Origin of the sequence: Bradyrhizobium sp. 76, assembly GCF_023073025.1 — a bacterium.
Taxonomy (GTDB): Bacteria; Pseudomonadota; Alphaproteobacteria; order Rhizobiales; family Xanthobacteraceae; genus Bradyrhizobium.
The window spans coordinates 22,031-44,975 of record NZ_JADPIS010000091.1; the positions used below are offsets into that span (position 1 = coordinate 22,031).

A 22,945-nucleotide genomic window follows, 5' to 3' on the forward strand; every position below is an offset into this window, starting at 1 on the left:
AGATGCCCGGACGGATCGTCGTGCATGGCAATCAGCAAGCAACATAGACTCTAGAGAAGCTTGTGCGGCTTGGACCGCCCGCATACTCGCCTTCAATGAGCCGGCTCAACCATATCAGGAGGGGTCTCGTCTATTGGTTGAGACGGATCCTCCGATCCGTTTGCGGGCAAGAGGTATCAGCAGCCCCGATGGGATTGGCGGGACATCGGTCTCGGCGGGCAGTCTATTGGTCCCCAATCCACGCTAAACCTAACCGAAAGTACTGGCGCATTCATGCGACCTCTCCGCTGACGAGGATCGAGGAGCGATCGGTTGCGACAGGTCGGACGAGGCGAGGTACCGCAGCAATCAGACGTTTGGTATAGTCCGCCCGTGGATTGAGGAAAACCTCATCCGTATCGCCACTCTCGACGACGCGTCCATGCCGCATGACCATGACCCGGTCGCTGAGATGGCGAATCACGCCGAGATCGTGCGAGATGAAGAGATAGCTCATACCGAGCTGCGCCTTGAGATCCCCGAGCAGATCGAGCACCTGCGCCTGGATCGAGACATCCAGAGCGGAAACCGGTTCATCGCAGACGATCACGGCTGGCTTTGGCGCGATCGCACGCGCGATCGCGACGCGTTGGCGCTGGCCGCCCGAGAGCTCCAGCGGCCGGCGATCCAGGAATGCTGGCGATAGGCCCACCGACTCGAGCAGCTCAATAATGCGCAGGCGACGCTCCGACCCGGTGTCCACATCAAGGAGGCTGTCAGATATGATGCGGCCGACGGTCCAGCGTGGATCAAAGGAGCTGAGCGGATCTTGATAGATCACGGAGATCGAGCGGCGTCGCGCCCTACGCTTGCGTTCGGCGATTTCGCTCCACGCCTCTCCCTGGAACAGAACGGCTCCCTCGTCGGGAGTATCCAGAGCCATCGCCAGGCGGGCTGTGGTGGATTTACCTGATCCTGATTCCCCCACAAGGCCCAGCGTTTCGCCTGACCGAAGCTCGAAGGACACACCGTCAACCACCGTCCGCGCGACGCCATCAGGGCCGTTGAATCGCTTCACAAGATTGGTCGCACTGAGGATGATTGCAGTGGCTTTGGGCGAGGGTTGTTGTTGCAGCGGGCTCAGAGACTTGGGTAGCCGTGCAATCGCCGTGGACGACAAACGGGAGCCGCGGGGACGTCCCGAGGGTACCGCGTTCAGGAGCTGCGAGGTGTAATCGTGTTGCGGGTCGCCGAAGATCTGCGCAGCTGGTCCACGCTCGACGACCTCGCCTTCGCGCATGACCAGAACATCATCCGCCATGCGCGAGACCACCGCCAGGTCATGGCTGATCAGGATCAGAGCCTTGCCCCGTGCCTTGGTTTCCTCGAGCAGCGCCAGCACCTGTGCCTGCACGGTCACGTCGAGCGCGGTGGTTGGCTCATCGGCGATCAAGAGGTCTGGATCGAGTGCGAGCGCCGACGCAATGAGGGCTCGCTGGCGTTGGCCACCGGACAATTGATGCGGCAGCTGCCGGGCTTTGATCTCAGGCTCAGGAACCCCAACGAGTTCGAGCAGCTCAACCACGCGGCGTTTGAGTTCCTCACGGGAGTGGACAGCACGATGGAGAAGGAGGCCCTCGCCGATTTCTCTGCCGACCTGACGGAGTGGATCGAGCGAGAGAAGGGCGTCCTGCAGCACGAAGCCGATCTTCTTGCCCCGGATGAGCCGCCATGAACGTTCATTGAAGTCAGTCAGGTCTGTCCCTGTGAAGTTCATCTCGTGCGCATGAACATGTGCCCCATGGCCCGCAAGCCCGACGAGAGCGCGCGCGGTTACGCTCTTGCCCGAGCCGGATTCGCCGACGATCGCGAGGCAACGCCCCGATCGAAGCGAGAACGACACGCCACGCACGGCCGTGCCGTTTGGATTGTCGCGTCCGAATGACACGCGCAGCGAATCTACGTTGAGAAGACTTGGCTGAGGAGGCTGGGGAGGAAGAACATGCAACATGTCAGCCCTTTCCTTCGAGGCGGTTCTGCAGATAACGTCCGATCACCGTCACGCTGAGAGCAAAGATCACCACTGCCAGACCCGGCATGATCTCGAGCCACCACGCATAGATCACGTAGTTGCGGCCAGCATTCAGGAGCGCCCCCCATTCAGGGGCTGGAGGGGGAACACCGAGTCCCAGAAACGCAACGCCCGATGCCCAGATGATGGCCTGGCCGACGCCAAGCGTGATCATCGCGGTCAACGGGTTCATGGCATTCGGGAGGATGTGCCTTCGCACGATACGCCAATACGGGTGTCCAAGCGCCTTGGCTGCCTCCACATATCCTGCGCCCTTAACAGACAGGACCTGCCCCCTGATCATCCGGGCATAACCCGGGGCCGTTCCGATCCCGACCGCGATGACCAACGTCAGCACAGTCGTGCCGAAAACGGCCACGAACAGAAGCGCAAGGAAAAGCACCGGTAGCGCGAAAAGTGCGTCGAGCAAACGGCTGAGAACATTATCGATGGCTCCGCCGCAAAGACCGGCGGCGAACCCCAGAACGAGTGCAATTGACACGCTCAACGCGGTCGCGCCAAGACCGATGGTCAGGGACTGCCCTGCCCCTTCAACAATGCGGGAGTATAAATCGCGACCGGACTGATCAGTCCCCAGCCAGTGGCTGGGCGACGGGGCCTGTAGTGAGGACGTCAGGTCAATCGCCAGCGGATCATGGGTCTGTAGCAGCCAGGGCGCGGCCGCCGCTGTTAAGAAGAACGTAACGATGGTTATGGCCAAGCAAACCCGCAAAGGAATTGCCTGTGCCGTTGAAAGTGCTTCCTTCCAATAGTGAGATTTGAGGAGGTCTGGTAGCGCGGCAGAGCAGGTCATGCCAATTTGATCCTTGGGTCAACGATATTGTAGGCGAAATCGACGGTCACGCTGACAATGACAAACAGGCCAGCGGAGACCAGAATGACGCCGGAGACGACGGGAACGTCGCGCGTGGATGTAGCGGCGACCAGGACGCCGCCAAGTCCCTGTCGGGCAAAGACGGCCTCAATTAAAACGGCACCGGACAGAAGCTTACCGAACGCCCAGCCTGACAAGGTGATTGCTGGCAAAGCTGCATGGCGCAGGACATGACGAAACCGCACGCCGAGATCGCCCATGCCTCGCGTTCGCGCCGAAGTTACAAAGGGCAACTCGAGCAAACGTGTGAATTCACTCGTAACGACTTGCCCGAAGAGCCCAGACAGTTCCAACGCCAGCGCCAGGGTTGGAAGAATGAGGCCGATCGCCGAATTGCCTCCCACCACAGGAAAGATGCGAAGCTGTACGGCAAAGACGACGAGCAGGATGGTAGCTAGCCAGTAAGGCGGCACGGTCGCCAACAGAACCTGCATCCCGCTCAGCAGCTTCGCCCAGAAATTATCTCTCCCGGCTGCAAAAACTGTGGTCAGAATAGTGATCACCCACGCGGTTACGAGTGCGGCGACCGCAAGGAGGACGGTTGGCCCAATCTGTTCGGCAATGATGGCTGCCACTGGCCGATGCTGGTGGTAGGATTGGCCAAGGTCCCCCTGCAAAATCCCGGAGATGTATTTCGCGTATTGCAAGAAAATCGGCTGGTCGAAGCCATATTTTGCGTTGATTGCCGCAAGCTCTTGTCGAGGGGCCGCCCCTACATTGCCGCTGACGACGTTGAGGATGATTTGGGCGCGGTCACCTGGCAGCAGACATTGGACAAGGAAGGTGAATGTTGCCGCAGCCCATACGGTCGCTGCGGCGGACAGGATGCGATGTGCGAACCACACGGCCTGTCTGCGGGCTGCGACTTTCACGGGGCGGATTTCTTGTCGAAATAGCTATCATAGAAGACCGGCTCGCCGACGGAGCCGCGGTCGAGCCAAATGTCCTTTAGATGTGCTTGCACAGCTAGAGTGACGTCAAGGACTGCGAACCCCACGACAGGAGCGTCAGCGACGATCTTGCGCTCTGCTTCCTGATAGAGCGCGGTTCGCTCAGCATTGTCGAAGTGTTTTTCGGCCTTCTGAATAATGTCCCACAGTGCCCGGTCCTGGTAGCGGGAGGGATTGAAGCGATTGAGCTCACCATTAAGGTCAGGCTTCCAGGAGATGCGGAAGATTTCAGCGCCGGGAGCAACCCAGTAGAGAAGGACGACCTCGTAATCGTTCGGACCGAGATTTTTCCCGGCGAAGAAATCGGCCTGGTTCGTTGGCTGAAGCCGCACGTCGAAGCCGGCAGCCTTTGCTTGCTGTTGGATCACCTGCACGGCCTGCTCACCGTCGGGCTTCAAGAACGAACTCGAATAGGAGATGCGTACGACGAGCGGCTTGCCATGCTTGAGGCGAACGCCCCTGCTGTCACGCTCGCTCCAACCTGCCTGATCCAGGAGCTGATTGGCTTTGCCGACGTCATACCTGTATGACGGGGCAAGCTCGCTGATATATTCGGGCGAGCTTTGGCTTAGCGCGCCGTTGCCTTCAAACGGCAAGGAGCCCAGGAACGAGGACTCGACCGCGGCTTTTCGGTCGGCGGCATAGGCAAACGCCTGGCGAACGAGCAGATCGTCAAAAGGCGAGCGAGCCGTATACAACGCCAAGCGCAGGGGCGTGCCACCCGTAATGTGCCGCAAGACAGTGAAGCGCGAGTTGGCATCTTTCCAAGCGACGGCTGGAACGTCGTAAGCTGCATCAGATTCCCCGGTTAGCAGAGAGCCATACCGAACGGTCTGATCGGGGAAGAACTTCCACTGGATCCCGTCAACGTAAGCCGGTCCCTGGTGCTTGGCTGTTGCCGGCGCGGAGTTGTAGTCGGGATTGCGGCGGAATATAACCTCTTTTCCCCGATTCCACTTCTGGACGATGAATGGACCCGATCCGACCGGGTTCTCGCAGTTCACCGCAAGTCCACGCTTGAGCGCCGTTGGCGACAGAATGCCCTGGGACGACTGGGCCAGAACATTGAGCAACGGCTGGAACGGCGCCTTTAGCGTTAGTCGAAGTGTCGCGGGCGCGATTGCCGCTGCCGATTCAAAGTTGTCGCTGAGGTAAGGAGCGGCCGTCGGATTGCGGAGGTCCGGATTGGTGCTGAGCCAGCCATTGATGTTGTCGGCAACTGCCTGTGCATCGAGCGGTGTCCCGTCGGTGAATTTCACGTTCGGCTTGATCTGAAACGTGTACACTTTCTTGTCGTCGGAGATGGTCCATGATGTGGCCAGCCATGGCACAATCTCCCCGTCCTTGGTCCGGGCGACTAGATTGTCGCTATATTGCCGCTGTAGATACCATTGCTGGACCCATCCTCCGAACAAGCAAGGCGGCTCCTGAAAGTGGCCATATCGAATAATGCCACCGCGCCTCGTACTATCGCTCGAACCGTCCTGAGCAAAAGTGCTGGGCGCATAGGCGATCTGCGACAGCGTGGAGAGCGCGATTGCAATGGCTGCTGCCTTTTGCTTTCTGTAAGCGTGTGGCTGGCCCGCGAGAAACGCAGATGATTGTGTGTTGGACAGAGACATATCGAACTCCAAGCTATTGATAGTGAAACCGCGAGGCAGACGGGCGATCAGGCCGTCGCCCGCTCTTGCGACGGAACGCCCCCTGGGAGCGCAAGGCCAAAACGGTCACGCAAGGTTTCTTCCCGATACTCGGTGCGAAACAGTCCGCGGCGCTGCAGTGTTGGAACGACATGATCGATGAAGGCGGGCGCACCATCCTCCAACACATCTGGGATGATGTTGAAGCCGTCAACTGCGCCGGCGCGGTACCATGCCTCGATCGAATCGGCGATCTGTTCCGGTGCGCCCGCGATCACGCGATGGCCGAAACCTTGAACGCTGCCTATGATCTCCCTAACTGTCCGGCCTTGGCGTGCCAAGCTTTCGATGGTGCGGTGATGACCCACCGAAAATGGGACATCGTTTGGATCGGGCAGCAGTTCCTCGGGAATGGGTTTGTCAAGGCTGAGCTTTTCGGGCGCCACATTGATGCCTCGCGCCAAAGCGACAAGCGCGCCGGGCAGATCGAGTAATTCGTCGATCGCTCTCTTGCGGCGATACGCCTCCTCTTCCGTGCCGCCAACGAAGGTGACCAGGCCCGGCAGTATGATCGGCGCCGTCCGCCGGCCGAGTTGATGCGACAGCGCACGCAGGCGTCCGGCCTCGCGCAGCGCTGTCTCCAGGTCGCCCGCAGCAGCGAACACCAGATCGGCGCTGCGCGCAGCGAGCCGCAATCCGTCGTCCGAGCCTCCCGCTTGAACGATGATCGGGTGCACTTGTGGCGAACCGGGGTGCGTGAGCGGACCGCGGACGCTAAAGATATTGGTGTTGGGGTCGAGCAGTCGAAACTGGGGATCGGCGTAGATTCCAGAGGTCTGATCCCCGACGATTGTTCCATCTCCCCAGCTCAGCCATAGCCCTCGGACGGTTTCGACGAAGTCTTCGGCGCGCTTGTAGCGCTCCTCGCGACCGAGCTCGCGTCCACCGAAATTGCCGACCGTCGCGGGGCTGGAGGTCGTGACAGCATTCCAGGCGACGCGGCCGCCGCTAATGACATCAAGTGATTGGAAACGACGCGCCAGGTTGTACGGCTCATTGTACGTCGTCGATGCGGTTGCAATCAGTCCGATGTGCTTCGTCTCACGTGCGATTACGGTGAGAACAAGCGTAGGTTCAAGCCCGTTGAGTGGCGGTCGGCGGGTAATATCCCAAGATATTGCCGGGGTATCTGCAAGAAACACCGCGTCGAGCAAGCCGCGCTCCGCCACCTTCGCTGCACGAAGGTAATGCTCGATGTCAAAGAAAGCGCTCGGATTGGTGCTCGGCCAACGCCATGCTGCGGCGTGTCCGCCCGCGCCGTGAAGATTAAGCCCAAGATGAAGCGTTCGGATTGCAGAAGACATGAATTCTCCAGGCGCGGGATGGCATGCGCAGTTCAAGGGGTGTGTTGGCTCGGCTACGCTATCTGGCTGCTTCTTCCGCTCTCTCGCAGAGAACGAGCGGCATCCGAGGACGTGGCGAGGCCGCCGGTCGAGATTAGCGGATCAGGTGAAGCAACTCGCGCGCTCAAAGAGCCCGAACACTTGCCCAAGCGCGAGCCAGCTGGACCTCTGACGAATTCGATCGAGCGACGGGTGGCCGGGGGACATCGCGTATTGTACTTGCCCGAACCTCTGCTGGTGAGCCTTACAATGCGTGCAACTCGCGCGATGACCAAAGCTGCTGTCATGACAACTCCACGGCCGACACCGGCGGCCTTCGATCGCGAGAGAATCAAGCGACGGGACATCAAACGCAATAGTTGCGTATTTCAATCTGCTACCGCGGGCTGGCATACTCTTCTACGACAGCCTCGTTGTCTTCGAGCTTGCAGGATTTGTGCGCGTGCAGCCTGCTTGTCCCAGTTTCGGAGCGCGATCCCAAAGTCACGCCGAGGCGAGTGATTGCAAATCTGGTATGTCTCTTGGAGCACCGTCGTTCGGGGCGCGCGCACGGTGTCGGCGATGGGGATCCTCGCGTGTCCCTCGATAGGGTAGAAGAATTCTCGGGCCGATCGGCAAGGGACATAGCCCCGCGGCTTGCCGGGCACCCTTGTTGCGCGGGCAGCGCTCTCCGCCCGAGCATCGCCAGCATGAGCTTTAGTGGCCTCGCGTGCCTCTGTGGTGTGACTGTCAAAGCGCGTCACTCGAAACGTGATCGACTTGGGCGCGCGAGATCAAGCGTCTTGAGCAATTGTCTTGCCTCCTGACCAAGCCTGCGCTCGCATGTCTCCCGAAACCGGCGCGATCAATAGGGAGCTGAGATAGGGCGCTCCGCCAACCCAGCAGCGACGCCGCTGCGCGCTGGTCGATAGCTCGTTCGCCGCGGCGCTTTGCTCGTCAATCGCCGCGGGCTGCCGACGTCACATAGTTGCCGACGTTGCTCACGACCTTCTTGATCGAGGCAGGATGCTGACGACTTCGCCGGAGATGCCGTCGGCTCAGCCACCTGGGTTGCGCTGCGCTTCTGGGACACCGACCTGACTGGTCCACCGCTGCTGTTCATTCGTAAGCAGCTCTTGACGTGTAATGGAATTTAGAGCCCGCTTGAAGCGAACCTGTCGCGTGCATCCTGAATAGAATGCGACAGATCCCGCGACAGCTCGATGATCGGTCCAGCTGCGGACGCACCATCAAGGTCGCGCATAATGGCCCCGATGCAGCAATTGGCTGCTTCCAGCACCGCTAATGAGACCGACATTTCTGCGGGGTGCGAACCCGAGCAAAATCGAATTGCGCCAGAGCGGCACCTAATCCGCGAAGGTGTTCAGCGGCGGAATTGTACGCCTGCCAACCTGGTTTCGGGAAAGCAAGGAGGGTCATTGCAACGGTCTCTGCTGCGCGACTGAATGAAGGGATCGTAGAAGCGATAGTCTGTAACCAATTGAGGCTACGGTTCTTGTCGAATGTCTAGAGCCCGCCGCGGCATTGAAGTGAGATCGTATTGACCTTATGCGGCTCAAGAACGTAGCCCCGCTTGTGCGGGCAAAAAATCCGCGACCAGAGCGTTAGAGAAATCTTGTTGGCCTTCTGGGGGAGGAAATCCGCAGCCAAGCGGCAATTCCGGCCCCGAATCGCTTATGTCAGTCGAACGGGACAACGCGTTTCCGTTCATGGGCGAGGCAGGCGTCTCGGCTCGGTGCGGGCGGGCAGGGTCGGTTCCCTGCATCAACACTGCGGGAAACTTGCTCCAGGCCTAGTGTAACTCGCCGGTAACGAACTGGGCTCGTCCCATGCCGAATGACCAATCTTCGTCCGCATTGATCACGAAGCTTATCATGAGGTCAGTTGGCGCTACTCCACAGGACGACGACAGCCTCTCGGCCAGGACGCGATAAAACTCCAATTTGGACGCCTTGTCGCGCGGTCGGCTCGTCAACTGCAACATGACCAATTTATCGGTCCGATTGATATCAAGACCTGTGTCAAGCGCGACAATGCTGGACTTGGGGTGCTGATGCACCACCTGATAGCGGTCGCGGGGCGGCACGTGGAGCGTTTCGACCAGAACTTCGTGAGTGACATCCAAAAGCCGTTGGATCTCCGCATCACTTCGTCCCTCGATCAAATCGAACCGTAAAAATGGCATGGCGATGCTCCTCACTGCCGGCTCAACTAACAAAGCTGCGGCGGGCAACCAAGGTGGACCGAGCAATGAAAAGCTGCAATACTCGGTGTATGTTTTCTCTGCCGAAATCGACATCATCATTCAAGATGACGGTCATCTATCTTTAAGATGGACGACGGAGCACTCCAACTCACGCGGCCCGAACACTTGCCAGGAAGCGATCGACATCCGCTTTCAGCAAAGTGGACTGGTGGTTCAGCCCACCTGCAGCCGCAAGCACACCAGCCGCAGCCACCCCGGTTTGGGCAGACGCCTCGCTCACCCCGACGATGTTGCGCGATACGTCTTCGGTGCCTTGCGCGACCTGCTGGATGCTGCGTGCGATTTCGCGCGTCGCGACACCCTGTTGCTCCACGGCGGATGCAATCGCAATTGCGATCTCGTTGATCGAGGATATCGTGCCGCTCACGCCCTCGATTGCTTGGACAGCCTCGCTCATGGCGCCCTGCATGCCGTTGACTTGGGTCGAGATCTCCTCCGTTGCACGTGCGGTCTGCCCTGCGAGCGACTTCACCTCGCTTGCCACGACGGCAAACCCCCTTCCCGCCTCGCCGGCACGGGCGGCCTCAATGGTTGCATTTAGCGCCAGCAGGTTCGTCTGGCTTGCGATCGCAGTTATTAACTGAACCACGTCTCCGATCTTTGATGTCGCGGCTACAAGACCTTGAATTGTGATATTAGTCCGTTGCGCCTCTTCAACGGCGCCTCCGGCGACCTTGGTCGAACGCGCCACCTGATTGCCTATCTCGGCGATCGAGGCCGAGAGCTGCTCAGTGGCCGACGCGACCGACTGCACGCTTGAGCTGGCCTCTTCTGCAGCAGTCGCAACCACTCCGGACTGGCGGCTGGCAGATCTCGCCGTCTCCGACATGCCTTGGGACGTCGTCCTCATAGCGGAAGCCGAGTGAGAGAGGGCATCGAGTGACGTGCTTACACCTTGCGCGAACTCGTCGGCCAGCTTGCCCAGGAGGCCCCGTTTTTCCGTCTCGGCCATCAATTTCATCTCGTCCTGTTCCTGGCGAAGGCGAGCGGTCTCTATCATGGCGTCCTGAAACACTTTGACGGTCGTCGCCATCTCTCCCACTTCATCCGCACGCGAGAGCGCAGGAATCGCCGATCTTGTATCGCCACTGGCGAGCTTTCGCATCGCCCCCGTGAGACTGGCGATCGGCCGCGTGATACTGCGGCTGAGAAGAATTGACGTGGCCACGACAAGAGCAAGGGCTATAAGGATGAGAAGGCCAATGCGCTTTGCTTCTGCCACGAATATCGCGTCTACGTCGTCCAGATAGATGCCGCCCGCGACTGCCCAGTCATAGGGCTTGAATCCAACAACATAGGCGATCTTGGGAAGTGGGTCGCCGACGCCGGCACGGGGAAAGCTAGACGCGACAAAGCCGGATCCGCCGGACTTCACAAGGTCGACTTGCAGCCGGGAGAAAAAGACACCGTTGGCATCCGCGGTGTCCTTCATGCTCTTGTTCTGAAACTTGGGATTGGGATGCGCGACCAGTACGGAATCCATGTCGAGGGCATAGAAATAGTCGTCCTTGCCGAAACGCAATGATTGAAGCAGTTGCTTGCTCCGTTCCAAGGCCTGCGCATCGGAGAGCCCTGCCGCTCGGGATCCCTGGTAGTCCAATTCAAGCACCTGCTTCGCCAGGAGGACGAGCTGCTGAAGCTTGTCTTTTCGGTCCTCGAGCAGGCTGCTCTTGAGGGCCGACAAGCCGACCCCGGCCACGGATGCAACACCTAGAACAGAGAGAACCACCATCAACATCAGCCTGGAAGAAATCTTGAACTTGGCAAGCATGAAAAATCCTCAACACGCTGAGTCCGACCATCACTACGCCTCATCTATCGCACATTGATAAAAATTGCCTTTAGCCCACAGGGCCACCTTGATATCAGGGCCAGTCGAACAAGGGCGCTGGGATGCGAGTTTATGCAAGCCTCGTTGCGATCACTGCGGTTCGCGGCGAACCATTACCAGTTGAGATGACGGTCATCTCTTCTCTAAATGACGACGCGCGCCGCATGGTTCCCCAATGCGTCTTTCACGCGGCCCACATTGGTCGTTAGGATGATTGTGACGACATTCAAAATGTTGCTGCTGCTGGCTTCAAGAGTGGACTGGAATGGATCTCTCCGATCTCAAAGTGTTCGAGACGGTTCTGCGTCTTGGAAGTATCAGCCGTGCGGCAACGCAGCTGTGTACTGCTCAATCCAAAGTCACAACTCGTATCCGAGTGCTTGAGGGCAAGCTTGGCATTTCACTCTTCGAGCGTCACGCACGGGGCGTAACGCCAACCCCGGCAGCCCACAGGGTCCTCCCCTATGTCGCGAGGCTTTCAAAACTTGCCGCGGATGCCCGAGCTGCGGCACGGGATGATGGTGTGCCGAGGGGCACTCTGCTGATCGGAAGCCTCGAGACGACCACCGCGTTGCGATTGTCTCCGCTTCTGCCAAGGTTTGCCAACGCCTGTCCCCACGTCCAGCTCACGATCACGACCGGAAACACCACACGCTTGTTGAATGACGTCCTCGAGTATCGTCTCGACGGCGCGTTTGTCGCGGGCCCGGTCGATCACCCGGACCTGCATCAACGGCCTTTCTTCCACGAGGAGCTCGTGCTGGTAACGGCCCCTTCGGTCCGGACAAAGGACCTGGCTGCCATCGGGCCCTTGAAGATGATCGTCTTTCAGACCGGCTGCTCTTATCGCACCCGTCTGGAGACGATGCTGATGGAAATGGGGATCACTCTGTCCGAGCCGCAAGAGCTTGGTTCTCTCGACGCCATCATCAGTTGCGTCTCCGCCGGCCTTGGTGTCACCTTGATGCCGAGAGGTGTCATTGCAGCTGCCGCCCGGGACGGCAGGGTCGCTGCGCATGCGTTGCCGCCTTCCCGGACGGCCGTTGAGACGGTGTTCGTCTGGCGAAAGGATGTCTATGTATCGAGCGCAATGACAGCCCTGTTCGATCTGATCGAATACTGGCCGTAACTCGAGCCGTCCAGCCTAGGACCGCCGCTCGCCTTCGAAGTAGTTCAATAGGCCCGTGCCTGGTGCGCAGTTGACATACTCGAAAAGCTGGTTGTTCTCCGGCAGCACGAAGACTTCATGCCAGGTTCTGAGCTGGTTCTTCGCGCCGAACTTGCGGTAACGGGCCATTGCGGCGCGGAAGATCGCCCCGTGCGACGGATGATGCTCAGCCCAGTTCTCCATGTGGCCGAGCGAGAGAAAATATCCGAGCGCATGAGTCTCGAGCTCGGGTGCCCCGCCGACATCGCATGTTTGCTGAAACCGCAGCGAGCAGCAACCCGTTGCCTCAGGACTTTCGCGCAAGAAGTCCATTCCGCGTTCGAGGGGAGCTCGCAGGTCGCGCATGTAATCTTCGGTTTGGTCGGCATCGCAGCGCCCCCAAAAGGCCGCCGATCGAATGACGGTGAGGTTCCGGGGCGTAGCGATCCGCCACCGATTGGACCTGGTCTCGCGCGGCATCGCCGATGGGAGCTCAGGCAGCGCCGACGGCAAGGGATCGACCGCGGCGAGTGGGATCCGGTCGCGCATCGCGCCGTAGTAGCCGCAATACGGTGTCGGGTAGAGCGCCACTTCGTTAGAGCGACTCATTCCGGCTGGATAATCGTTCCAATACAGCGTCTCAAGGCGTTCAATCGGAACGGTCAAGCTCTCACGGAAGTAGCCCGTTGCCTCCGAACACCTCGCCGAATCGTTCCACCAATTTGCCACGCGACTATCTTCGAGCCAATCATCACGACGGGTCCGGTCAACCCAATAGCTCGCAACCACATGCGTATAGAGGCCGTTGTGATCGACGAACCACGCATGATCGTGCACGTGCGGGCCGTTCGGCAGGCTGACGGCTTCGGACATCCACCGTATGAAGCCGGACTTGTAGACGGCTTCCGCGTTCGGTCCCTGGATGCCGTGAAATGCAACACACAAGGCGTCGCATTTGCGTGGGAAACCGACGGACCAACGCTGGACCACCGGCTCGAAACCTTTCGGCTTACGCAGCGGATTGATCCGCTCCAACACCTGAAAATTCATAGCGAGCTCCGTTCCCTAGTGGATTCCAAAATATGCCTTGTGAAGCTCGGAGTTCTCTTTCAAGAGTTCAGCGCTTCCTTTGGCGACAACGAGTCCTTGTGCCAGCACGTAGCCGTAATCGGCCACGTCGAGCGTTTGACGCACGTTCTGCTCGATCAGCAGAACCGAAAGTCCGGCTGTCTTCAGTTGTCGGACTATTCCGAAAACCTCCGAGACAAATAACGGCGACAGTCCGAGCGAGGGCTCGTCGAAGATCACGAGTTCCGGATCGGCCATCAGCCCTCGCGCGATGGAGAGCATCGACCGCTCACCGCCGGACAGTGTTCCCGCGAGCTGGCTTCGCCGCTCCTTCAGACGCGGGAACACCTCGAACATCTCCTCCATCCGGGCCGCAACACGCCTGTCGTCACGCATGATCAATCCGCCCACCTTGAGGTTATCAAGGACGCTCATGCGCGGCATCACGCGATTGCCTTCCGGGACCGTCGCGATCCCGAGGGCCGCGATCTTGTGGGTAGGCATGTTTGTAGTCGCTACGTGCCCAAAGCGAACCTCGCCTTTCCGGATCCGGGTCAACCCGAGGATGGCCCGGATCAACGTGCTTTTGCCGGCGCCGTTGGCGCCAAGGATCGCCGTTACCGTACCGGGCCTGACCTCGATGGTCACGTTCTTCAGGACGTCAGCACGATCGTAGCCGGCGTTGATCGCATTGGCCGACAATGTCCGCGCCGCGGTTCGTCGCACGCTGATCATTGCCCTATTCCGAGATAAGCCGCCTGCACTTCGGCGTCGGCTATCAACCCATCAAAACTGCCTTCGAAGACTTTTCGGCCGAAATTGAGCACGATGCAGCGATCGGAGACACGCCGGATAACGTCCATTTCGTGCTCCACCAGGACCACGGCGAGGTCCGGCATCTCGGACCTGAATGCGAGGAGATCGTCCATGAGTTCGCGCGTCTCATCCGGGGTCATACCGGCGGAGGGCTCATCCAGCAACAGCAGGCGCGGCCTGCCGATCAGCGCCCGGCAGATCTCGATCCGCCGACGATCGATCATCGGGAAAGAGCTCACAGGCTGGAACAGCCGGTCGGCAATCGCGGCGTTGAAGCGGGACGCAATCTCCCGTGCGCGATTGACCGTCTCCCGCAGCTCTCTGCCCCACCGAGCGCGCCGAAACAGATTTGTAAGGAGACCGAGATCGCAATGGCAGAGGGCTCCGACCGCAATATTGTCGAACACGCTCTGATCGAGCATCAGCCTCGATCGCTGAAAGGTTCGCGCGACACCGGCACGACCGATCATCTGGGGCGCACAGCCAAAGAGGTCGCGGCCATCGAGCCGGATCGTTCCCGCGTTCGGGTCGCAAAGTCCCGTGATGACGTTGAAGAATGTCGTCTTCCCCGATCCGTTGGGCCCGACCAGCCCGATCGTCTCGCCGCGGCGGATTTCGACGTCGAAACGGTCGAGCGCGACCAGCCCGCCGAATGTCTTGGTGAGACCGGCACAATGCAGCAGAGTGCTACTCATTTTGGCGCTCCGTCGATGAAGCGGGACAGGTCCCTCACCGGACGAGGCAGGATGCCGCCCGGGCGGAACAGCAAGATGACGAGCACGAGCAAGGCGAACAGCAACAGGCGGAATTCCTGGATCGACTGCAGTTTCTCCGGCACTTCCAGGATGATCAGGGCGGCTACGACGGAGCCCCACAAATTGCCGATTCCGCCCAGCACCACGATTGAGAGCATCAGCAGGGAGTCCCCGAGGCCCGCGCCGTTGGGTGTCACGAACCCGTTCATCATCCCGTACAGCGCTCCAGCCATGCCGATGATGGCGTTGCCGAGCACAAAGCCGACGACCTTCCACAGCCGGATCGACAGGCCGAACACCGCCGCGGCGGTCTCATCGCTGCGGACTACGTCCAGGGCGATGCCGACCCACGAGTTTTCCAGGCGACGGACGAGGATGAATACGAGGCCGAACATGCAGACCGAGAGCGTTGCATAGGGCAGATAGAACGACACGCTCCATGGACCAATCTGTTTGAGCCGGGCGAAATCGAGCCCCATGATCGAGAAGCTTCCGATCTTCAGCCCCTGGGGCCCGCCGAGGACGTCGTTGACTTCGAGCCAGGTCCGCAGCAGCACGCCGAATGCGATCGTCACGAGCGCGGCATAGTGCCCGCGCGTTCGCAGCACCGGCAGCAACAGCACGAGGCCCATTGCACCCGTCACAATCGCGCCGATCAACGGCGCAAATGTGCGCGGAACGGTGGTGTATGCAGTCACTAGGGCGGCCGTATATGATCCCACGACGAAGAAGGCCGCGCCTGCGAAGTTGGCGATGCCGGCGAATGCGAGCTGCAAGTTGAGAGCGATGCAGGCAGTGGAGAAGAGTGCTACCGTTGACAACATGAGAAGCGCGTAGTGATCGGCGTGAAACAGGACAATCAGGATCAACGCACACAGCAATGCCATGCCATTGGCAACGCCTCGGTAGTCGCCGCAGGTGGCGGCAATCTCCCGGCCGATCTGCGTTCGATCCGACACTCCAAACGCCAGAACGAAGGCTGCGAGCAAGGCGAGAACGACGGGCTGGGATTCGGCGTGCATCATCACGCCGCCGCCGGAAAACAGGAGCGCCACCACGGCTGCGACGAGAGCGCGCGGATGACGACGAATCCGTGGGACGGAGAGCGAGGGAGCCGGGCTTGAAAGGCTGCTCATGTCACACCCGTTCGCTGCGCTGTTCTGCAATGATTCCTGTCGGGAACAACGCAATCAGGATGATGATGACGGCAAAGGCCACCACATCGCGATAAGCGCTCGAGATCGGCATCGCCACCACAACCAGCGTCTGCACGCCGGCGAATAGAAATCCCCCGATGATCGGCCCGATCAGGCTTCCAAGACCGCCCACCACAGCCGAGGCGAATCCGATAATGCCGAGCAGAACGCCCATGTTGAAGCTGATCTCGCGGTAATACAGCCCGAGCATGCAGCCGGCAAAGGCGGCGAGCCCCGATCCCAATGCGAAGGTCCCCAGCACCACGCGCCGCTGGTCGATGCCTGCAAGGCGTGCAACCTCGTCATCCTGGGCCACGGCGCGGATCGAGAGCCCGAACCGGGTGCGGGTCACGAACAGATGCGTTCCTACCACCAACAGCAGTCCGGCACATACGATGATCACACTATCGATACCCACACTGAAGGAACCGGCATTGATCATGCCGCTCGGCAACAGAGCCGGAAAGGGCTTCGGGTTGCCGCCGTTGGGCACGCCAAGCCGGATGGCCTCGCGTAGCACGGTGCCGGCCATTAAGGTCGCGAGCAGCACATTGATGCTGGGGGCGCCGCGCAAGGGGATCACAAGAATCCTCCCGATCACGATGCCCGCGAGCGCCCCGGCGCCGACCGCAGCCGCCAAACCGGTGAGCAAGGCCAGCGCAGGGGGCAGCGCAAAGAGAGCTCCCGAAACGCCGGCGGCTCCCAAGGCTGAAAAACTTCCGAGCGTCACGACGTCACCATGCGAGAACTTGATGACGTCGAGCACCCCAAAGAACAGCGAAAATCCAACGGCGATCATTGAGTAGATCACCCCCAGCATGAGGCCGTTGAACAGCTGCTGCGCTACGATCCCGATGTCCATCAATGTCTCCGCACGCTAGGGCGACGCATGACGTCTGGTCAATTGAGGCGGAGTTTTCGTTTGCTGGCGGCATATTCGCTATCCGGCCAATAGACCCATTTACCATCCTGGGCGACATAGACGTTGGCCCTCAGAATGTTCTGCCTGTGGTCGTCGAAATTGATCTCGCCGACCAGCGACTTGTATGCCTTGGTCGTATTGAGCAGGTCCTTGACCTTGGCGCGGTCGGGGCCAACCTTCTCGATCGCATCCATGATCAGAGTGGCGGCGGAGTAGGCGAAGGGGCCATAGGCGTCCGGGTCTTCGCGAAAGCCCGCCTTGGCGTATGCTTCGAGAAACGCTTGACCCTGCTCATATTTGGTGATGGGAGCACCGTTGTGGAAGGAAATCGTTCCTTCCGCCGCGGCACCTGCGCCTTCCAGGAAGCCTGCGTTCATGATGCCAGAGACGCCCGCAAGCTGAGCGGTGACACCGACCCGATCCATTTGAGCCCGCAATCGGACGCCGAGCGGCGTCAGGCCGCCCACCATGATCAGATCTGGCTTCAGCTCCTTGATCTTGGTGAGCTCAGCCGTGAAGTCCTGCTGATCCGGGCTGACCGGAAAAGTCGCGACGATCTCGCCGCCGGCCAATTTGAGATATTCGCTGAAATATTTGTTCTGTCCCTTGCCGTAGTCGGTGGTGTCGTGAACGACAACGTATTTCAGGAAACCCTGCTTGGTGAGGAACTCCGCTGCGAGCTTGCCTTCATTGATCATCGTCCCGTTGACGCGATGAATTTCGTGGTAGTCGTTGCCATAGGTGATCTCGGGCAGGATGGCGCCCCACACCACGACCGGCAATCCGAACCGGGCATAGGTATCAACCGTCGCGATGCCTACGGCAGAGCAATAGTGGGTCACACCGGCGATGATGCTACGATCCGATGCGGCCTTGGTTGCGACCTGGATGCCGATATTCGGCTTGCATTCGTCGTCCAAGGTGACGAGCTCGAAAATGTACTTTGCCGATGGGTCGGCGTTTCTCAATTGCACGGCCAACTGCGTGGAATTGCGGCCCCCGATACCGGGAGCTGAATTCCCGCCCGACAATGGTCCAATAAACGCAAGCTTTACGGTCTCCTTGGCCAAGACCGGAACTGTTCCGGTCGCCACCGCGACCAGCGCGCCGCATGTCAGCAGCAACAATTTGTTTATCAGCTTCATTGGCAATGCCCTCCCCTGCTCGGAAAAACTGTATCCATCCCGCACGAGCGAGACAGTGCGAATTTTCGCAAATGGGCGTGCGCAACGGAGCACGAGCAGGTGGACCGGCGATGATCGCCTACAATCGAGACAGATTGCTGCTGCTTTGGGCAACGGGTTGCCTTCGACGAGGCGGATGCGGACGCAAAAAAAACACCCCGTTGCAATCGGCAACGGGGTGACTGGGCCGCAGGACATCTGCGACAAGTCGAGGGAGGTAGTCTTCGCAATCACGACAGCCAGGGGCTCATCGCAGACGTCGAATTACTCCTTCATACCATCGCCACGGCAAATTCCCGCGGGGTGTTCGTGCAAAGGGTCTTGCACGAACACCTTGATGGCAATTGGCGGCTCATGCGATCTGGCGGCTGGCTGCCGGTGTGCTGCCGAATTCACTGGAAAGGTCGACTGCGATAGTCCTAGGCAGGCAGAGGACATTAACCGCCGCGGTCATCAGTGCGATCGCGATGGGATAGATCAGGCCGGCGTAGATGTTGCCGGTGTAGCTGACGAGCGAGAGGCTGATCAGCGGAACGAAGCCGCCGAATATCCCGGTGCCGATGTGATAGGGAAGCGATAGCGAAGTATATCGCAGCCGCGCCGGAAAGAGCTCGACGAGAAATGCGGCATTCGGCCCGTAGACCAGCGCTACGAAGATGAGTTGCGCCAGGATTAGCGCGGTGACAACCACGTAATTGTGCGCAGCCGTGGCGCTTGCAATCCCCATGTAGATGGGAACGTAGAGCGCGGCGGCGAGCAGCAGGCCGGTGACGATCAGCGGGCGGCGTCCGATGCGGTCTGACAGGGCCCCGCTCACGACGATCAGGGGCGTGCCAAGGGCTAGAGCAACGGCGACGCAGACATTCGCCGTCAGGAAGTCGACCTTGAGAACGCTCTGCAGGAAATACAGCGCATAGAATTGCCCGGTGTACCACACGCATCCCAGACCCGCCGTCGCGCCGAAGAGAGCATAGAGCGCATAACCCAACCCTTGTCTCGTGCCAAAACTTTCGCGAACCGGCGCGCGCGAGACCTTGCCGGCCTGGCGCATCTGCTCGAAAACCGGCGACTCGCTCAGCTTCAGACGAAGATAGACCGAAAACACGACGAGAAGTGCAGACAGCAAGAACGGGATACGCCAGCCCCAAGCACGGAAACCTTCCTCCCAGAGCGATAGCCGACACGCCAGCACGACCAGAATTGCAACGAAGAAGCCCAAGGTGGCTGTGGTCTGGATAAAACTGGTGAAGAAGCCTCGACGGTTTACCGGTGCATGCTCAGCCACATAGATGGCAGCGCCACCGTACTCGCCGCCGATGGCCAAGCCCTGTACCAAACGGAGCAAGACCAACGCGACAGGTGCAGCAAAGCCGATAGTTTCATATGTCGGCAAAAGGCCGACCGCGGTGGTCGAAATCCCCATTAAGATAAGTGTCAGCAGAAACGTGTGCTTGCGTCCCAATCGGTCGCCAAGACTGCCGAACAGGATGGCACCGAACGGCCGGATGACGAATCCGGTCGCAAAGGTCGCAACACTGATCAAGACGGCGGCGGTGGGATCATTGGCGGGGTAAAAAAGGGTCGAAAAGAACACGGCAAGGCTTCCATAGAGATAGAAGTCATACCATTCGATAACCGTGCCTGCACTTGAGGCAAGCACCACCGTCCAGATGCTCAGGTTCGGGGCGTCCGCTTTAGGTTCGCTCATCATATCTCTCCATCGGCCTTGTTGGGCACGTGTTTTCCCGGGCGCGCGCGCCGCAGCGCACGCCCCTTCTCCACCCGGCAATATGTAGAAAGTTGCGGACCCGTTAGGCCGCGATAGAATTTCGCGTCGGCGCATAGCGCGCAAGACATGCGCTTGCTTCTGCCGAAATTCGCTTCACCAGCTCACCGGCGGTTGGAATGTCGTTGATGAGACCGATTGCTTCTCCGACCGTGACATTGGCCGTATCGTAGTCGCCGGAGACCCACGCCTTCTCGACGCGCTGCAGCTCGGCTTCTTGCAGTGTGCGCAGCTCGTCTTCCCGGCCATGCCACCTTTCGATGAAGCCGTTCTTCATCAGGCGTCCAGTGTACTCCGAGGGCCAAGCCTTTTTGCGGACAACGTCGTAGACACGTGTCCGGATCGTTTCATCGCCGGTGGCTGCCAGCACCTTTTCCTTGGCGTTGCGATGAATGACCGACTCTTGCGTGGCCCAAAACCGCGATCCGATCAAAGCACCGTCGGCACCTAGCATTAGCGCGGCGGCGAGACCGCGCCCGTCAGCAATGCCTCCGGCGGCAAGAAGGAGAACGCGCGGCGCTCGTTGCGCGATCATATCGGCGACTGCAGGAACGAACGGCATCGTCGAGCGCGCCGTGAGTCCGTGGCCGCCGGCCTCCGTACCCTGTGCGATGATAACGTCCGCGCCGACGTCGATCGCCCGCTGGGCATGCTCGAGCGTATGCACCTGACAGATCAGGGGGATGCCGGCCTGCTTCACTTTCGGGGCATATGGCGCAGGATCCGAGAACGACAGCATGATCGCTTTCTTGTGCCGCTCCAGAGCGAGATCGAGCAGACCCGGATCGTTCGCCAGCGCCCAGGTGATGAATCCACAGCCGACGTCCGGGCGGCTCACCTTTGCGGACTGTTCTTCGAACCAGGCGCGGTTGGCATAGCCGCCGCCAAGAAGGCCGAGAGCACCTGCCGCGGAAACCGCGGAGGCCAGCTCGCCGCCGGAGGCCGGATCCATCGGCGCCAGCACGATCGGGTGCTCGAGCCCAAAAAATTCGGTCAGTCTCGTATTGATAGCCATGTCTCTTCCTCTCCTAGGCTTATGCCCGTCTCGGATGCTGGGAAGCTAGATTGGCTGTTGACAACATAAAAGTGATTATTATTGATCAGAGTCATCATTCCGGGAGATGACCACATGGACAGCACGGATCTGAATTTCTTTTCCGCGGTCGCCACGGCCGGCGGAATCGGCCGCGCCGCCCACAATCTCCACACCGTGCAATCGAACGTGACCCAGCGAATTCGAGCGCTGGAGAACCAGCTCGGTGTCCGACTTTTTGATCGGTCCAAGAAAGGCGTTACGCTCACCTCCATGGGCAACAGGCTGCTTCCTTACGCCAAGCGCATCAGCGATCTGTTGGCCGAGGCGCATTGCGCAGTGAAGGACGAGGCGTGGCCGGGCGGCGAGCTGCGCATTGGATCAATGGAGACGACGGCGGCGTTGCGCCTACCACCGTTGCTCACCCATTACGGCATCGCTTATCCCGATGTTGACGTCCAAATCGAGACAGGCCCGACCGCAGCGCTGGTCGACTGCGTATTGTCTCGGAAGCTTGACGGAGCTTTTGTCTCTGCACCGGTCACGCACGGTGAACTGACCTGCACACCGATCGTGGAGGAGGAGCTGGTGCTGATCACGCCGCCGATGGTGACGTCCCCCCAACACCTCGGCAAATTCTTGGCTTCGGGAAGCGGCCGGAAGGTGATCGTGTTTCGTGCCGGTTGCTCCTATCGACAGCGTCTGTCCGAATATCTTGCGCATCGTGGTTTCGTCGACCTGCGCTGGATGGAAATGGGAACGCTCGACGGAATCATCGGTTGTGTGGCGGCTTCGGTCGGGCTGTCATTGGTGCCGCGCGTCGTCGCCGATTCTGCCGAACGACAGGGCTTGATCCGCCTGCATTCGCTGCCGAACGGGACCGGCAGGGCCACCACGGTGTTCGTTCACCGCAAGGACGCATTCGTGTCCTCCGCTCTGCGGGCGTTCATGGAATGCGCCGGATCGGGAACGAACCAAACAGCTCCGCCCGAGCAACCGGCAGTGGCGCTCAAGCAGCCTCGAAAGACGGCCTCGCCGCCTTGACTGATGCCACGATAAAGCGATGCACTTCTGCAACCCGCCGCGTTTCGTGCGTATCGGGATGCGACGTCAACCAGTAATTCCGCACGAAACGAATGTCGGGAAGCAGACGCTGCAATTCGGGATAGCGCTGGGCCACGTAATCATGAAGGATTCCGACGCCGTGTCCACCACGAACGGCCTCCATCTGCGCAACGACGCTACCGCATTCATAGCGTCGCGACATGAGCCGGCCGAGCACTGAGGCATAGTCCAATGCCCTGCTGTAGACGAAATCCTCGACCTGGGTGACGAACAGGCGGCCGGCAAGATCGGCCTGCGTCTTGATGGGACCCTCGCGCGCGAGATAAGTATCAGCAGCATAGACACTGAGCGTGTAGTCGGTGAGTTTGGACAGGATCAGCTTACCCTGCTTGGGCCGGTCCAGCGTGATCGCAACGTCGGCCTCGCGCCTTGACAGGGAGAATGTGCGCGGAAGCGGCACGAGTTGAATGACAAGGCCCGGGTGCTTCGCGGCCAGCGCGCCCAGCCGATCGGCGAGGAAGTAGTTGCCAAGCCCGTCCGGTGCCCCTACGCGCACGGTTCCGGTGAGGGCCTCGGCGGCGCCTCCAATGCTCGATCCCACTTTGAGGAATTCGCTCTCTGCGCGCTCGGCAGCGGCGACAAGCGCCTCGCCCGCCGCCGTCAGCGTGCAGCCTGTAGTGTGTCGTTCGAGCAGTTTGGCATTCAAGCTACTCTCCAGCGCGGTCAGTTGCCGGGCGACCGTTGCATGGTTCAGCCGTAGGCTTTTCGAGGCCTTCAGAATCTGGCCGGCACGCGCCACTTCTAGGAATATCCGAACGCGCTCCCAATCCATTGACTACACTTTCTGCACAACGGAGCCGCGAATTCGGCCGTTGATGCCGCATTTTTATGCGCTGCATATCTGGCTCGATCAAGCATCATGTTAGGGAGAGCAGCCA

At 60.0% G+C, this 22,945-nt stretch carries 18 protein-coding genes; 2 read left to right on the top strand and 16 right to left on the bottom strand.

Going from position 1 to position 22,945, the window contains the following annotated elements:
* Window positions 1-271: 271 nt before the first annotated feature.
* The 7 genes from IVB48_RS22745 to IVB48_RS22775 form a co-directional block, all read right to left on the bottom strand.
* Complete coding sequence (locus tag IVB48_RS22745; protein WP_247403102.1) at window positions 272-1,990, bottom strand: ABC transporter ATP-binding protein; 1,719 nt, start codon at window positions 1,988-1,990, stop codon at window positions 272-274.
* A gap of 1 nt (window position 1,991) precedes the next feature.
* Window positions 1,992-2,864 (bottom strand): ABC transporter permease, encoded by an 873-nt coding sequence (locus tag IVB48_RS22750; protein ID WP_247403105.1) that lies wholly within the window; start codon window positions 2,862-2,864, stop codon window positions 1,992-1,994.
* A complete protein-coding gene (locus IVB48_RS22755) occupies window positions 2,861-3,817 on the bottom strand; it encodes an ABC transporter permease (RefSeq protein ID WP_247403108.1) in 957 nt (318 codons plus the stop codon). Before IVB48_RS22755 ends, IVB48_RS22750 begins: the two co-directional genes overlap by 4 nt.
* A complete protein-coding gene (locus IVB48_RS22760; RefSeq protein WP_247403111.1) occupies window positions 3,814-5,517 on the bottom strand; it encodes an ABC transporter substrate-binding protein in 1,704 nt (567 codons plus the stop codon). The genes IVB48_RS22755 and IVB48_RS22760 overlap by 4 nt, the downstream gene beginning before the upstream one ends.
* Before the next feature lie 47 nt (window positions 5,518-5,564).
* Window positions 5,565-6,899 (bottom strand): NtaA/DmoA family FMN-dependent monooxygenase, encoded by a 1,335-nt coding sequence (locus tag IVB48_RS22765; RefSeq protein ID WP_247403114.1) that lies wholly within the window; start codon window positions 6,897-6,899, stop codon window positions 5,565-5,567.
* 1,831 nt (window positions 6,900-8,730) lie between these two features.
* Entirely contained in the window at window positions 8,731-9,123 is a 393-nt protein-coding gene (locus IVB48_RS22770) for a tautomerase family protein (RefSeq protein WP_247285611.1), read from the bottom strand.
* Between the two features lie 169 nt (window positions 9,124-9,292).
* Complete coding sequence (locus IVB48_RS22775; RefSeq protein ID WP_247403117.1) at window positions 9,293-10,975, bottom strand: methyl-accepting chemotaxis protein; 1,683 nt, start codon at window positions 10,973-10,975, stop codon at window positions 9,293-9,295.
* A gap of 325 nt (window positions 10,976-11,300) precedes the next feature.
* Between IVB48_RS22775 and IVB48_RS22780 the strand changes: the two genes are divergently transcribed.
* Entirely contained in the window at window positions 11,301-12,164 is an 864-nt protein-coding gene (locus IVB48_RS22780; RefSeq protein WP_247403120.1) for a LysR family transcriptional regulator, read from the top strand.
* Between the two features lie 15 nt (window positions 12,165-12,179).
* Here the strand turns inward: IVB48_RS22780 and IVB48_RS22785 are convergent, their stop codons facing one another.
* The 8 genes from IVB48_RS22785 to IVB48_RS22820 all read right to left on the bottom strand — a co-directional run bounded on the left by IVB48_RS22785 (window position 12,180) and on the right by IVB48_RS22820 (window position 20,924).
* Complete coding sequence (locus tag IVB48_RS22785) at window positions 12,180-13,232, bottom strand: phenylacetaldoxime dehydratase family protein (RefSeq protein ID WP_247403123.1); 1,053 nt, start codon at window positions 13,230-13,232, stop codon at window positions 12,180-12,182.
* A gap of 15 nt (window positions 13,233-13,247) precedes the next feature.
* Window positions 13,248-13,985, bottom strand: coding sequence for an ABC transporter ATP-binding protein (locus IVB48_RS22790; protein WP_247285561.1), 738 nt, complete (start codon window positions 13,983-13,985; stop codon window positions 13,248-13,250).
* On the bottom strand, window positions 13,982-14,761 hold the full coding sequence (locus IVB48_RS22795; RefSeq protein ID WP_247403126.1) for an ABC transporter ATP-binding protein: 780 nt from the start codon (window positions 14,759-14,761) through the stop codon (window positions 13,982-13,984). The genes IVB48_RS22790 and IVB48_RS22795 overlap by 4 nt, the downstream gene beginning before the upstream one ends.
* Window positions 14,758-15,876: a branched-chain amino acid ABC transporter permease gene (locus IVB48_RS22800; protein WP_247403128.1), complete on the bottom strand. Its 1,119-nt coding sequence runs from the start codon at window positions 15,874-15,876 to the stop codon at window positions 14,758-14,760. Before IVB48_RS22800 ends, IVB48_RS22795 begins: the two co-directional genes overlap by 4 nt.
* A gap of 82 nt (window positions 15,877-15,958) precedes the next feature.
* Complete coding sequence (locus IVB48_RS22805; RefSeq protein ID WP_247403131.1) at window positions 15,959-16,879, bottom strand: branched-chain amino acid ABC transporter permease; 921 nt, start codon at window positions 16,877-16,879, stop codon at window positions 15,959-15,961.
* A 38-nt stretch (window positions 16,880-16,917) separates the two neighbouring features.
* Window positions 16,918-18,357, bottom strand: a complete 1,440-nt coding sequence (locus IVB48_RS22810; protein WP_247403134.1) for a branched-chain amino acid ABC transporter substrate-binding protein — start codon at window positions 18,355-18,357, stop codon at window positions 16,918-16,920.
* 118 nt (window positions 18,358-18,475) lie between these two features.
* Window positions 18,476-19,831: an MFS transporter gene (locus tag IVB48_RS22815; protein WP_247403136.1), complete on the bottom strand. Its 1,356-nt coding sequence runs from the start codon at window positions 19,829-19,831 to the stop codon at window positions 18,476-18,478.
* Between the two features lie 103 nt (window positions 19,832-19,934).
* On the bottom strand, window positions 19,935-20,924 hold the full coding sequence (locus tag IVB48_RS22820) for a nitronate monooxygenase (RefSeq protein ID WP_247403139.1): 990 nt from the start codon (window positions 20,922-20,924) through the stop codon (window positions 19,935-19,937).
* A gap of 114 nt (window positions 20,925-21,038) precedes the next feature.
* Here IVB48_RS22820 and IVB48_RS22825 point away from each other — a divergent pair, with 114 nt between their 5' ends.
* Window positions 21,039-21,986: a LysR family transcriptional regulator gene (locus IVB48_RS22825; protein WP_247403142.1), complete on the top strand. Its 948-nt coding sequence runs from the start codon at window positions 21,039-21,041 to the stop codon at window positions 21,984-21,986.
* Here the strand turns inward: IVB48_RS22825 and IVB48_RS22830 are convergent.
* Window positions 21,952-22,839 carry a LysR family transcriptional regulator gene (locus IVB48_RS22830; protein ID WP_247403145.1) on the bottom strand — a complete coding sequence of 296 codons (888 nt, stop codon included), beginning with the start codon at window positions 22,837-22,839 and terminating at the stop codon, window positions 21,952-21,954. The two genes, IVB48_RS22825 and IVB48_RS22830, sit on opposite strands and share 35 nt — an antisense overlap.
* Window positions 22,840-22,945: the final 106 nt, after the last annotated feature.